At 42.6% G+C, this 14,976-nt stretch carries 8 protein-coding genes and 1 pseudogene; all 9 read left to right on the forward strand.

Annotated features, from left to right (window positions below; genetic code table 11):
• The first annotated feature begins 159 nt into the window (after window positions 1–159).
• Complete coding sequence (locus ABID99_RS20350) at window positions 160–2,514, forward strand: AsmA family protein (RefSeq protein WP_373614955.1); 2,355 nt, start codon at window positions 160–162, stop codon at window positions 2,512–2,514.
• Entirely contained in the window at window positions 2,492–5,332 is a 2,841-nt protein-coding gene (locus tag ABID99_RS20355) for a translocation/assembly module TamB domain-containing protein (protein ID WP_373614956.1), read from the forward strand. Before ABID99_RS20350 ends, ABID99_RS20355 begins: the two co-directional genes overlap by 23 nt.
• Window positions 5,333–5,336: 4 nt before the next feature.
• Window positions 5,337–7,619, forward strand: a complete 2,283-nt coding sequence (locus ABID99_RS20360; RefSeq protein ID WP_373614957.1) for a BamA/TamA family outer membrane protein — start codon at window positions 5,337–5,339, stop codon at window positions 7,617–7,619.
• Between the two features lie 49 nt (window positions 7,620–7,668).
• The gene (locus tag ABID99_RS20365) at window positions 7,669–9,168 is read left to right on the forward strand and encodes a T9SS type A sorting domain-containing protein (RefSeq protein ID WP_373614958.1); all 1,500 of its coding nucleotides are present in this window, start codon (window positions 7,669–7,671) and stop codon (window positions 9,166–9,168) included.
• Window positions 9,169–9,572: 404 nt separating this feature from the next.
• On the forward strand, window positions 9,573–12,398 hold the full coding sequence (locus ABID99_RS20370; RefSeq protein ID WP_373614959.1) for a two-component regulator propeller domain-containing protein: 2,826 nt from the start codon (window positions 9,573–9,575) through the stop codon (window positions 12,396–12,398).
• Between the two features lie 73 nt (window positions 12,399–12,471).
• Window positions 12,472–12,804 (forward strand): annotated as a pseudogene (locus ABID99_RS20375) (response regulator transcription factor); the annotation flags it as partial.
• Window positions 12,805–12,956: 152 nt separating this feature from the next.
• The gene (locus ABID99_RS20380) at window positions 12,957–13,100 is read left to right on the forward strand and encodes a response regulator transcription factor (protein ID WP_373615917.1); all 144 of its coding nucleotides are present in this window, start codon (window positions 12,957–12,959) and stop codon (window positions 13,098–13,100) included.
• Window positions 13,101–13,349: 249 nt separating this feature from the next.
• Window positions 13,350–13,823 carry an aspartyl protease family protein gene (locus tag ABID99_RS20385; protein WP_373614960.1) on the forward strand — a complete coding sequence of 158 codons (474 nt, stop codon included), beginning with the start codon at window positions 13,350–13,352 and terminating at the stop codon, window positions 13,821–13,823.
• Window positions 13,824–14,082: 259 nt separating this feature from the next.
• A complete protein-coding gene (locus ABID99_RS20390) occupies window positions 14,083–14,913 on the forward strand; it encodes a M57 family metalloprotease (RefSeq protein ID WP_090533853.1) in 831 nt (276 codons plus the stop codon).
• The last annotated feature ends 63 nt before the right edge of the window (window positions 14,914–14,976 follow it).

The raw sequence follows: 14,976 nt of genomic DNA on the forward strand, positions 1-14,976 counted from the left end.
TTTGGATGTTGAAAAACAAAAGCGACCAGCCCCTCCCAACCCTCCCCGGAAGGGAGGGCTTTAAAGTCTCCCCTTCCGGGGGAGATTTAGAGGGGGCTTGTGGCGTATTATTTGCATATATTAAGCAACCCTATCTTCACCTTTGAAATACGTATACAATTGAAAAAAACACTACGAATAGCCCTTAAAACAATACTCTGGATACTGGTTAGTGTAGTTCTGCTGGTTATCCTTGTAGTAATTTTAATACAGGTTCCTGCTGTTCAAAACTTTGCGAAAGACAAAGCGGTAACTTTTTTACAAAATAAGATCCATACCAAGGTTAAGATTGGTCATATAAGCCTTGGCCTGCCCAAGCTGCTGGTTTTGGAAGATGTATACTTTGAAGACCAGAAAAAAGACACCCTTATAGCCGGCGAAAAACTAAAGGTTGATATCAGCATGCTCAAGCTGCTACATAGCCAGGTTGAAGTGAACGAGATAAACCTGCAGGGCATCACTGCCAATGTAAACCGGGGTGCCGATAGCGTTTTCAACTTCGATTACATCATCAAAGCTTTTGTTGGCGAACAAAAGAAAGAAGTAAAACCTACCGATACTACATCAACCATGAAGTTTTCTGTTGATAAGATCATCCTCGATAAGATCAACGTAAAATATAAGGATGCTATTACCGGCAACGATGTGAAATTTTTATTAGGCCATTTTGACACCCGCGTTAAGGATTTTGATATGGATAAAATGAAATTTACCATACCCAAAATTACCCTGAGCGATGTAAACGCGAAGATCATCCAAACACCAACCAAAGCTATCCCACCACCTGATACCGCCACCACTCCACTAAATATGGATTTGAATTTAGGCGTGATCGATATCTCCAAAATCAAAGTCGATTACCAAAGCGCCGAAATGGGTGCAAAGGTAGACCTAAGCAAATTTTTGGTGGAGATGGATAAGATCGATCTGAAAAATCAAAAAGTAGGAATTAAAAATATTGAGCTAAGCAATACCAAAGCCGGATTGACCCTCGCAAAACCCAAAACTGTAGTTAAAGAAGTTGTTAAAACAATTAAAAAGCTGGATACGCTGGTATCATCACCAACCAAATCGGCCTGGAGGGCTACCATTGGCAAGGTTACTTTTACTAACGATAATATTAAGTTCGATAACGAAGCGCAGAAAGCGATCCCCAAAGGCTTGGATTTCGGGCACATGGATATCCGCAGCCTGAATGCCGAAGCCGAAAATATTTCCTACAGCCCGGATACCATTTCGGGCAAGATTAACTCCTTTACTTTTACCGAAAAAAGCGGTTTAAAGATCAATAAATTCCATACTGCCTTCCTGTACGGGCCAACTAACGCTTATATGAATGACCTGTTACTGGAAACGCCGAATACCACATTGCAAAAGTCGGTACAGGTACGTTACCCTTCTATTGATGCCATCACCAAAAACATTGGCGGGCTGGGTATCAATGCCAATTTAGATGGTAGCCGTTTGGGCCTAAAGGATGTTTTATTGCTGATGCCAACCATGGCCAATATGGAGCCCTTTAAATCATCGCCGGGTACGGTGTTTAAGATCAACGGCCGGGTAAGCGGACAAGTGAACAACCTCGAGATCCCCAACCTGGAAGTTACCGGCTTAAGCAGCACGCATATCAAGGCTTCAGCTAAAATGAAAGGGCTGCCCGACGTAAACAAGGCCACCTTTGATGTAAACATTGCCGATTTCAGCACCAGTCGCAGTGATATTGCCAAATTGGCCCCCGCCGGCAGCATCCCGCCAAATGTGAGCATTCCCGAAAAAATGAACCTGAAAGGTACTTTTAAAGGCAGCATGTACAGCTTTAATACCAAAATGGGCTTGCGCTCGAGTTATGGCGCAGTTGATCTGGTAGCTGCTTTAAAAAACGGGAAAAACAAAAACGCGGCCACTTATACCGCCAACATTAAGGCGAATGAACTTAATGTGGGCGCACTTACCAAACAGCCGCAAATGGTTGGCCGCATAACCATGAGCGCCAACGTGAAAGGCACAAGCCTCGATCCTAAAAAAGCCAGCATCGCTTTTAATGGCAATATTGCAAAGGCTTATGTTAAAGGCTATACGTACAAAAACCTGGTAATGAAAGGTACATCGAGCAACGGGGCTTATACCGCTGTTGCTACCATGAAAGATCCTAACATTAATTTTAGCCTAAATGCGAAGGCTGATCTCAATAAAAAATATCCAGCAGTGAAGGCTACTCTTAATGTGGATAGCATCAACCTTAAAAACCTGAATTTTGTGAAGGACGATATGCGTTTCCATGGCAAGATCGTGGCCGATGTACCAACCGCCGATCCGGATTACCTGAACGCCGATATTAAAGCTACCGATCTATTGGTGGTGAACAAAGGTCAACGGATCCAGATGGATACCATCAGCCTCATCTCTACCGCCAGCGCTGATAGTAGTACATTACACCTGAAAAACATCTATAATGACAGCCCATATGGCCGGTAAGTACAAGTTTACCCAAATTGCTCCGGCCTTGCAGGATGTGATCAATAAATATTTTAACACTGCTATCGCCGGTGGTCAACAAGTGGCGGTAAAAACCAAAGGCGGTAAACCCGTCAAAACCAAGCCGGCACCTGCAGTTAAATATTCTCCGCAGCAGTTTACGTTTGAAGCCAAACTGGTTAAAACGCCATTGCTTACCCAGTTTGCCCCCGATCTGAAACAGCTCGACCCTGTTTTGCTGAATGGCAGTTTCAACAGCCAAAGCGGTGAACTTGTTGTTAAAGGCTCCATACCCAAAGTGGTTTACGGCACTAATACCATTAATAAAGCGTCGCTTAACATTAACACCGCTAACAACGCGCTTAACTATAATCTTTCAGTTGATGAGGTTAAAGTTGGATCGTCTGTCGACCTGTTGTATGCCAGCATTTCCGGAGCTGCGCAGGACAACAAAGCAGGCTTAAACATTCAAATCCGCGATGCGGCAAAAAAAGAACGCTTCCGTATAGCTGGTACCTTCAGCATATTACCTAACGAATACCAGTTCAGCTTTAATAAAGATGGCCTATTGCTGGATTATTTGCCATGGGCCGTTAGTGACGATAACTTTTTACAATATGGGCCAAAAGGGATCCTGGCGCATAACTTCACCATCAGCAACAACAACCAGATCCTTAGTGTTAACAGCAGTACGCAGGAATTTAACAGTCCGCTGAATATCAAATTCGATAACTTCCATATTGAAGCCCTTACCAAAATGGCTAAGCAGGATTCCTTACAGGTAGGTGGCGTTATTAATGGAGATGCCACGGTAAGTAACTTCCAGGCCTCACCAGTATTTACAGCTGCTATCAACGTTAATGATTTTAACTTTAAGGGCGATACTGTGGGCAACATTGCCCTCAAAGTAAATAACCAAACCGAGAATGCGTATGCAGCACAAATGAGTATAACCGGCAAAGGCAACCAGGTTGACCTGAACGGCACTTACTACACCTCGCCCGAAAGCCGTTTTGATCTCGACCTGAATATCGTGAACCTGAGCATGAAGAGCATCGAGGGATTTAGCTTTGGTAACCTGCGTAATGCCACGGGTAATATTACCGGAGCACTTAAAATATCAGGCACTACAGATGCGCCTTCGGTACGGGGAGATATCAACTTTAGCAAAGTAGGCTTCAACGTGGCTATGCTTAACTCCTACTTCCGCATGCCGCAGGAAAGCATTACGTTTAACAACGAAGGCATCCGCTTTAATGATTTTACGTTGGTTGATTCGACCGGCAACAAGGCTGTGGTAAGCGGCAGTATCTACACCAAAACTTACACCGATTTTGCCTTCGGCATGGATATTAACGCCAATAACTTCAGGGTGACCAACTCCACCCAGGTCGATAACAAACTTTACTACGGTAAACTGTACGTGGATACCCGCATCAAGATCCGCGGCAATATGACTAAGCCGGTGGTTGATGCCAACCTTACTGTTAATGACAAAACCGACATGACCTTTGTGCTGCCTACCAACGACCCGGCGCTGGAAGACCGGAAGGGTGTGGTTGACTTTATTGATAAAGATGCCCCTAAAATGGATTCCATCTTGCTGGCCAGGCAACTGGATTCGCTCAAGAAATCGGATGTTACGGGTTTGGATGTTTCTGCAACTATCAACGTAAACAAAAATGCAGCGTTTACTATTGTAGTTGATGAGCGAAACGGCGATATCGTACATCTTAAAGGCGAGGCCAGCCTGAATGGCGGCATTGATCCAAGCGGCAAAATAAACCTTACCGGTACTTATGTGGTTAACTCGGGCTCGTACAACCTGGCCTATGCAACTGTCAAGCGCACTTTTAACTTTAAAAAAGGCAGCACCATTGTTTGGACCGGCGACCCAACCAGTGCCAATATTGATCTTACCGCTATTTACGTAGCCAATGTACCACCTATTGACCTGGTTTCAAACCAGCTTTCGGATGCGCAAAATAGTACGATGTACAAGCAAAAACTACCTTTCAATGTTAACCTTAACCTGAAAGATCAGTTGCTCACACCAACTATCAGCTTTGACATTGTATTGCCCGATAGCTCGTATTCTGTGTCATCCGATGTGGTAAGCACAGTTAATACCCGCCTTACCCAGATACGCCAGGATCCTAACGAGCTTAATAAACAAGTATTAGGTGTACTTGTACTGGGGCACTTTATTGGCGATAATCCGCTGCAAAGCCAGGGTGCGGGTACTACCGTAGAGGGCACCATCCGTAATAGCGTAAGCAGCCTGTTATCTGACCAGTTAAACAGGCTCGCAGGAAGTTTAATATCAGGAGTTGATCTGAATTTCGGTTTAACCTCAGGTGAGGATTATTCATCTGGCACGGCCACCAATCGTACCGACCTCAACGTTGGCCTGTCTAAACGGTTCCTGAACGACAGGCTTACCGTAAGTGTGGGCAATAACTTTAACCTGGAAGGCAATCAGCCGGGCCAAAAAGCATCTAATATAGCCGGCGACGTGTCTATAGCCTACAAACTAAGTAAAGACGGACGCTATACCCTGCGCGCTTATCGCCGCGACGAATTTATTGTGATACAGGGACAGATCATTGAAACCGGTGTGGGCTTTACCTTAACAGTTGATTATAACCGCTTCCGCGAGATCTTCCGCAAACTTACCCCTGAAGAACGCCGGTTACGCCGCCAATACAAACAGGAACAAAAAGAAAAAAAAGAAAAACAGGACGAAGCAGATAAAGCACTGGAGCAAAAAAATATGCAGCAGCAACAGGATAACAAACCGCAAACTACTTCAAACTAAGCCCATGACCAAACATTTAAAATATATACTGCTTTCATCATGTGTTTTACTAAGTGCCTGCAGTACCACTAAGTTCCTGGCGCCCGGCCAAAAACTATACACAGGCGGCGAGGTTGTGATCAAAGATTCGGTGTTGAAAAAGAGCGAGAAAAAAGCTTTAAGTGAAGAGCTTGGGGCTTTACTAAGGCCTGTGCCCAACAGTACCATATTAGGTTTGAGATTTAAACTGTGGCTGTACTTTAAAACAAAAACCAATAAAACCAAAGGCCTTGCCCACTGGCTTAATAAAAAAGGTGAGCCTCCTGTGCTTATTAGTTCTGTTAACCTTGATCAAAACAGCAAAATCCTGCAAAACAGGCTGCAAAATGAAAGCTATTTTCAGGCGCAGGTTAGCGGTGATACGGTAAGTAAAAAACCAACGTCAAAAGTTGCCAAAGCGGTTTATACCGCGGTAACCGGGCCGGGCTATAAAATCAGGAAAGTAGTATTTCCGCAGGGTAACCGCACTATCGATACCGCCGTAGCCGGAACATCGGCAAAAACGCTGCTAAAAGTTGGCGATAAATATAACCTTGATGTTATTAAAACCGAACGCCTGCGTATTGACGCCCGGTTGAAAGAAGAAGGCTTTTATTATTTCTCGCCCGAAGATTTGATCATGCACGTGGATAGCACTATAGCCGGGCACCAGGTTGATATTTTTGTGGCTGTTAAAAATGAAACACCTGGTCGCGCCCAAAACATTTATACCATCAACAATATTTATGTGTATCCGAGTTACTCGTTAAGGGATACTTCGCTGATGAAGGACAAAGCCATTTTTTATAAATGGTATAACATTGTTGAGCGTCGCAACACAGTGCATACTTACACTTTTGCCAATACCGTGCTGATGCGCCCGGGCCAGGTTTACAACCGCACCGCGCATAACAACTCGCTTAACCGCTTCATTAACCTCGGCCCTTACAAATTTGTAAAAAACAGGTTTGAGGATGTATCTGCCGATTCATCAAAGCTGGATGTTTATTACTTCCTCACACAATACAAAAAGAAATCACTCTCGCTTGATATATTAGGTCGTACCACCTCTGCAAACTATACAGGTACTCAGGTTAACCTCAACTGGCTTAACCGTAATGCCTTTAAAGGCGCCGAGGCTTTGAAAGTAACCCTATTTGGTAGTACCGACGTGCAGGCAGGGGGGCAAAATGCCGGCTATAACGTGTACCAGGCCGGTATTCAAACCACACTGTCGTGGCCACGTTTTATAGGGCCTATTTACCCGAAGGCTGCCGATGCTTATATCCCGCATACTAACCTGAGTCTTGGTTACTCCATAGTAAACCGTCAAAAACTATACAACTTAAATTCATATAACTTATCATTTGGTTATCAATGGCGCGAAACAGAACATCGTTCGCATGAGCTCAACCTCATCAATTTTCAATTTGTAAATCCATTGAGCGTATCCGACGAATATAAGGCAAGTATTAATCCGGCTAATGGCCCTGTTAATCCGGCCTTAAAGCATGTAATTGACAAGCAGTTTATATTGGGCCCAAGCTACAGCTATACCTTTACCAATACCAACGAAGATTACCGCACCAATACGTTCTATTACAATGGCAAAGTAACCCTCTCAAATAACATATATGGTTTGGTAACCGGTGCCGATAGTGCCGGTGGAAAACCTAAAAAACTTTTCGGCGCGATATTTAACCAGTTTGTAAAGTTTGAAAACGAGATCAGGTATTTCCATAAAACCGCACCCAACAGCACTATTGCCACAAGGTTCATAGTGGGTGTTGGTTTACCTTATGGCAACTCAAGCCAGTTGCCATACAGCCAGCAGTTTTTTATTGGCGGACCAAACAGCCTGCGGGGATTCAGGGCGAGGGCCATCGGACCAGGCTCATTTGACCCACAAACCGGCTTAGGTACCGGAGGTTTCCTGGCAGATGAATCGGGCGATATCAAAATAGAAGCTAATATCGAATACCGCCCAAAATTGTTCAGCATTGTACGCGGAGCTTTATTTGTTGACGCAGGTAATATCTGGCTGCTGCACTCCAACAGCCTACAACCGGGAGCAGTGTTCAGCAAGAAATTTTATAACGATTTTGCCGTTGATGCCGGCTTCGGCTTAAGGTTTGATTTAACGGTACTGGTACTTCGTACCGATTTAGGTATCCCGTTACGAACACCTTATGTTCGTGCTAACGAGCCTCGTTGGGATTTCAACTTTAATCGAAGTGTATTTAATTTAGCTATAGGATATCCATTTTAATTAATATATAATATTTATATATTTATGCGTACCAATATAAACCTTACGCATGAAAAAATTATTTATTATTTTAATCACAACCCTGCTACATTTTAACACTTATTCACAAATTAAAGTTGACAGTACAGTATTTGATATTTATAACAGTTATTTCGCTCAAACTTTTGCCGGTTCTCAACACTGTAGTTCGTATAGACAATGCGTACCTGCCGGAACTTATGCTCAGACAATTTTTGGTTACGAGTGGCGGGGTGTAACAGGGAACCCTGGCGCAGCATACTTGGATAAAAATCCACTGACGCTTTCCGGAATTTATTATCCAGATCATGGATGGAAAAAAGAACAAGACAGCTTTACGATTAAATATTTATTTCAAAAGGGATATAAATATAGGATTGTAATGAAATGTAATTTTGGTGATGGCGATCCTAATTATGGGCCACATCCTCCTGCGTTACAACTGCAATTAACTAACACTCCTGATTACACTTACGGGAGGGATTGTTATGTCGATACAACTCCCATTCCAGCCTATGATTTAATGACCAATTCTTCAAATCCAGCACTGCAATTCAATGGAGACAATACTATTGTTGGCCCACAAACACCTGAGTTTATATTCACACCGGGAATCGACTATTCACACGTTTGGATTAATTCCAGAACTACAACTGCTTTTGAGAACTACGGCAACATATACATATATAAAATAGTAATTTACAAATCATTGGATGTCAGCATATCTGGGCCGGATAATTTTTGTAACGGAACGAATACTGTCTATAAAGTTAACCAAGGAAGCAATTTATATTCGGGAGCCGTTACTTGGTCCACAACTGGCAACGTGAATATTGTTGGATCATCTACAGGAAACTCCGTTACTGTAACAAACAATCCTTCATCATTCTCTCAATATGGAGACTTAACAGCCACATTGCAAAATGCAGTTTTAACAAAGAATATCGCCGTTGGGTTGCAAACATTAACTGTAAGCAATGTTGTTGATAGGTCCGATCAATCAAGTCATTATCAATATCTAACAGCAACCGCTCAGCAAATACCAGGTACAGTACCAGGCAATTATAAATGGTATGTAGAAAATACGGGAGGAACCCGTGGTGCTTTAATTAACTCAGGACTACAGATTGTAAGTTATCCAATGGCTCCCTGCACAAGATTTTACTATCAATGCGAAGTAACGCAACCATGTGGTATAGATTTGTATCGAGGGGTTGCTTATAACACTTATTGTGGCAGTTCATTTGCCAACAATTCATTGGTTGCTTATCCCAATCCAGCAAACTCTGAATTAAATATAGACATTAAAAACCTCTCGTCGGACATGGATGTAACAGATGTGCCTGGCAATTCATATGAAAATTATAAAGTTTCTTTATATAATGAGAAAGGGAAGGTGTTAAAATCAGGCATTAGCATCAAAGGTAAAATAAAAATAAGTACAGCAGATATTCCGAATGGGATTTACTTCCTGCACGTTATAAACGGCGACGATATAATGAAAAAACAAAAAATAATAATAAATCATTGATTAAAGATAATAGTATTGGCCAACCGGTTGAGATTTTAATTTTAACCGCAGCGTATTTAACCTCGCAATCGGGTATCCGTTTTAATTTTACGTCCCAATGTAACGAAAGTTAATCTTAGCATACAGCATAGTGTCAAACAGCACAATTAGCCAAAAGCTATTGTGCTGTTTGCTTTAATGGGCAATCAATCATATATACACGTCCGTTTTACACTGGATCTGCTCCCTCGCCGCTTTCAAACTGTATTTCAATGCAAATCATTTCTTTTTAAATTTATCGGTGATACAACAAAACAAAGCGATACACCGTATCATTGCATATTGATAAAAAGCAGCGATGTTAAATTGATACAAATTATAGAATGCCGCTAAAAAGCCCTTTTTTTAAACTTTTAATATTAACATTGTTTCTATTCCCGGGCCGGGTATATGCCGACATTCCATATCAGTTAGTTTACCTGAAAAATTATAGCGCCCCTGATGGCCTGCCCAGTTCAAGGGTTAACTATTTAATGCAGGACAGCAGGGGTTTTATCTGGCTGGCCACCGATAAAGGCGTGAGCAGGTTTGACGGCCAGCATTTTAAAAACTTCACATCGGCCGATGGGCTGGAAAACAATGAGTGTTTCCGGATTGCCGAGGATAATTATCACCGGATTTTCTTTTACTGTAATAACTACCGGGTATGTTACTATGAAAACGGGCTTATACATAAGCTTAATTCATCTCAAAAAGTAATCGTTTCACCCTTCGCCAATTTCTTTTTTAACCGTTATAATGAGCTCTGTGTAAATTACGGGCTTAGTACCAAAGTATATCATTTTGAAGAGTTAAAATCGGAAAGACATGCTATTCGGCATTTGAACGGGTACATTTATGGTTCTGACGGAGAAGAGATCGTCCTATCTGAAAATGATCTTGATATCCTCGAAGAAGAGCTTAAGGCCGGCCAGTTAAGTTTTCAAACCGCCAATACCAATACCAAACCTTACCGGTTGGCTTTACAGCAAAATTATTTGTTACTGATAACAAAGGACTGGGTACACGTTTATCGGTATCAAAAAAGCGGCATCATCCCGCTCAATAAGATCTATTTTACCGGCAATGTGACTTCGGTTTACCTTACCGGCAAAAATACGTTTGCCGTTACAACGGTAAAACAGGGCACCTACATTATTAACTATCTTACCGGCGAACGGAAAAATTACCTTAATAATAACATCACTACCGCCACGGTTATTGACCGGGAAAATAATTTATGGTTTGGCAGCTATGACAAAGGCTTCTTTTTAAGTACTAACCCCGAAGTAAAAATCATTAACAAAGAAAGCGGGCTGGCCAATGAAGATGTTTTAAAACTGGCCATTGCAGGAGGCTACCTTTTTACCGGGCATGTTTTAAGCACACTGAGTTATATGAAACTTGGCGCAAATCAAACGCCTCCGATTGGTACTATAACTATAAATCAAGACAGGTCTGACTTTAACCGGATAACCAATCTGCTTACAATTCCGGGCAACAGGCTCATGATTGGTACCGATAATGGTATATTCAGATTAGATATTTCGAATAAGGCCCCATTATCATGGCATTCTGTAAAAATTTTTTATGGCCCGATAAAAGGAATTGCTGCACGATCCGACACAGTATATTTTCTTACACAAAATGCAGTTGGCGTTTTGACAGATGAGTTGAAACATCAAATGGGGTACAATTTTAAGCCTATACGTATGACATCTGTTACATGGTATAAGAGTAAGATGCTCGTAGGCTCACTTTACGGGTTATACCAGTTTGTACCTTTCGGGGGCGCTGGCAAGTTTTCCTCTATTCGTATCCTGGCCGATAAAGGAATAAATGTTGTTAAGAGCCTGGCATCAAATAATGATGTATGTGCGATAGGCACAGAAGCTCAGGGGGTGTTTTTGCTGGTCGGCGAAAAAATTGTTCAATTTAGATCTCCTGCTATTTTTTCAGGCGATATCCGTAAACTGGTATGGACAGATGACAATACACTATGGGTCTGCACCGCAAACGGTGTAAGCATTATCAGCTTCTATAATCATTATCAAAATTACCGGATAAGTTTACTCAATACCAGTAACGGGCTCCCTTCAGATAACGTTGCCGATGTGGTACAGAACGGTCATGATTATTATATAGCTACAGATCAGGGCATAGCCGTTACTCAAAATTTAGGGAACACCGCCCTGCCTAAACCGGTGTTGATTAATGATGGGATACCCGGAACTCAAAACAGCTTTACTTACGGCCGGCCTGTTGTATTTAACTGCGTTGCCCTATCCTACAAAAGCATGGGCAAAATACAATACCGCTTCAGGCTTAAGGGGGTTGATAAAAATTGGAGCGTCGCGCCTTCCGGCGAAAAACGGTTCGACCTGCTGCCCCCCGGAAACTATGAGTTAGAAGCCCTGGCTGCCGACCGTTTTAACCAGTTAAGCCAGCCGCTCATTTTTAAATTTGACGTTATGCCTTTATGGTACCAACAGCTATGGCTGCAGGTGGTGGCTGTATTAAGTGCCATAATCATCGCTTTCCTGTTGGTACGGAAATATTATCAATCCATCATCGGCTTACAAAAAAAGGACTATGAAAATGCCCTTGCCCTGCAGCGCGAACGACAGCGCATCAGCAGTGAGGTGCATGATGATTTAGGGGCAAGCATCTCCGGTATTAAGCTCAGGACCGAATTGCTCAGCCGCAAAACAGCCGATCAGCCTGCTTTTAAGGAGATTGACGCTATTCATGAAGCCATTACCGATATATCTACCCAGGTAAGGTTAATTATCTGGAGCCTTGATGCTGAAAACGACGAAGTAAGCAACCTGGCCGGCTTTATTCATAAACAAGCCATTAAAATATTTGAATACAGCAATATTGACCTCCATGTAAATGCCTCCGTCAGCGAAACCCCGGTTACCATCAGCGGCGAAAAAAGGCGCCAGGTATACCTCCTTGTTAAGGAAGTATTAAACAATATTGTTAAACATTCGGAGGCACAAAACGCGTTTCTGGAAATCAATCTTTACAAAAACCGGCTGCAGATCAGCATCCGTGATGACGGGCGCGGATTTGACCCTGATGTGCGCAAGCACGAAACCATGGGCATCCGGAATATTCACACGCGGGCAAAAAGATTGAACGCCGAACTGAAAATTGATACCGCCCACGGTAAAGGCACATCCATCGGCCTTAAACTAAACCTTTAGCGTATACCCCATAATAGGTATAAAGAAAGCCGGGATAATTTAGGAAATTAGCATTTTATATTTACCGAAAAGCATGCTCCAGATAGTTTTGTTAGAGGATAATTTACATTACCGGCGCGGGCTGGAACAGATTATTCATGATATGAGCGGTGTAACTTTAATTGGTTCTTATTCCAATGCCGAAGCCGTATTAAAAAAAATTGACCAGCTTAAACCGGATATCTTTATCGTGGATATAAACCTCGAAGGCATGTCGGGCATTGAATTTATACGGCGGGCCAAGCCCTTTGTCCCGCATGCCGAATTTTTGATGTGCACCATCAACGATGACAACACCAATATTTTTGAATCTTTAAAAAGCGGCGCAACCGGCTATATGCTCAAAGAATCTTCGGCCGATGAGATTAGGAACGCCATTACCGAAATTGCTGCAGGCGGTTCCCCCATGAGCGCCTATATCTCGCGAAGGGTCATCGCATCATTCAATGCCGACCCGATAAACTGCCTGCCCCTGCTGCCGAAAGCCTCACCGAACGCGAGGTTGAAGTACTTAACCACCTGGCCCGCGGCCTCCAGTACAAAGAAATCGCCGATCGCCTCGATATCTCTACCGGAACCGTTAAAAAACACATCCGCAATACCTACATCAAACTGCAGGTACAAAATAAAGTAGAAGCTATTAATAAATTCCGCGCATTCTGATATACCACTTTTTCAGTATTGCAGGGCTTAATGGTTAACGCTAATTTAGCGTTATAAAGAAACTAAAAGGCGTTGTTAAAATTAACTCCCTGTTGGTGATCTTTAAAGCCTAAACCTTATCACAATTGAAAGATCACACCGTGAAAGATGCCATCTAATTAAATCCTAAAACTACTGCCGGATTTTTTTTCTAACAGGATCAATAATAATCACTGCTTTAATCTGCACATTTGCACATCTGTAATTGGCATGCCTGCAATGATTATATCTGTCCCGCTCCGTATTATCGACCTGCATGACGATGGTTTCCACCCGCTGGTTGAAGTTATGCTGTTTGAAAAAACTTTTATTATGGTGCTGGATACCGGCGCGTCAAAAACCGCTTTTGATCAAACGGTGCTTTCCGAAGCCAATGAAACCATGAACATCTTAGCCAGCGATAAACTCTCCACTGGCCTCGGCACTAATACCATGGAATCTTTTACAGCAACAGTCAGCGACCTGCACATCGGCGACTTGCCTATCGCCGAATTTGAAGTAGCTGTGCTTGATCTTTCCACTATTAATGTCGCCTACGGCCAAATGGGGTACCCGCAGGTATTGGGTGTTTTGGGCGGAGATATTTTAATGAAATATAAAGCCGTTATTGACTATGGGAAACGGGTACTGAAACTAAAAAAGCCTTTGTCAAGCTTACGCGGGGCCTTATATATTCGAAGGTAATTTTAATTAATCAACAAGGGTCTGCTCCAAAAATACCCATTGGGTTATAACAAAGCTATAATTGGCATAATAGTCAAAATGACAATTATAATTTCGATATCAATCGAATAAAAAGACAATAATTCCTAAAAAGAATATTTTTTTGTTATTTTCTATTAATAAATTCATAACATTTTATTTATATATTGCGTATAAGTTAATAGCGCTGGCCGGCTGCTGAAATTAATTCTTCTTTTACATCTAAAACGTAACGAAAACAATGAAAAGAAAACTATTATTAGGGATCGGACTAAGCGTGCTTGTCGGAGTCTCTGTACTATTCTCCTGTTCAAAAGACAAGGCTGCAAAAACTACAACCACCAGCCCAACCGCTATTCCGGATGATGTACTGAAAAGTATTACAAACTTAGGCTTCAGCACCGATGAAGTGCGCAGGCAGGGCGATGGCTATCTTGTTGAAGGAGATATCCTGCTCACTAAAGCTAATTTAGCCGAAGCAAGCACCAGCCCTACCTTAAGAATTGCCGATGTTGAGCAGTACCGTACCACAAACCTGGTTAAAAATCTGCCCAGGACAGTAACCGTATCAGTTACAAACCTGCCTACTGTTTACCTTAACGCGGCTACCGCGGCGGTTGCACGTTACAATGCTTTAAACCTCACGCTTAAATTTCAAATGGTTAGCAGTGGCGGCACAATCGATATCATCGGCTTTAACGAGGGCCCAAGCGGCGGTTATATCACTTTAGGTTCATCAGGCTTCCCTACTTCATCGGGCGACCCGTATAGCCAAATCCAGATGAACACCAACGAACAGGCTTATGGCACTAACCCTGATCTGGGTTATGTAACATCAGTTATTCAGCACGAGTTGGGCCATTGTATCGGTTTCCGTCATACCGACTATATGAACCGCGCGTTCAGCTGCGGCGGCCGACATGTAAACGAAGGTTCGGCAGGCATAGGCGCTATCAACATTCCGGGCACACCAACCAAGGCAGATGCCGGCTCTTGGATGTTAGCCTGCTCAAGCGGTACCGACCGTACGTTTAATGCCAACGATCAGATAGCGTTAAACTATTTATACTAATAGCGCCTATAGTTGTTTTTTACATTTCAACTAAATAGCTTTATCAATAAAGGGGATGCTGCA

The organism is Mucilaginibacter sp. OAE612, from assembly GCF_041806395.1.
Taxonomy (GTDB): domain Bacteria; phylum Bacteroidota; class Bacteroidia; order Sphingobacteriales; family Sphingobacteriaceae; genus Mucilaginibacter; species Mucilaginibacter rubeus.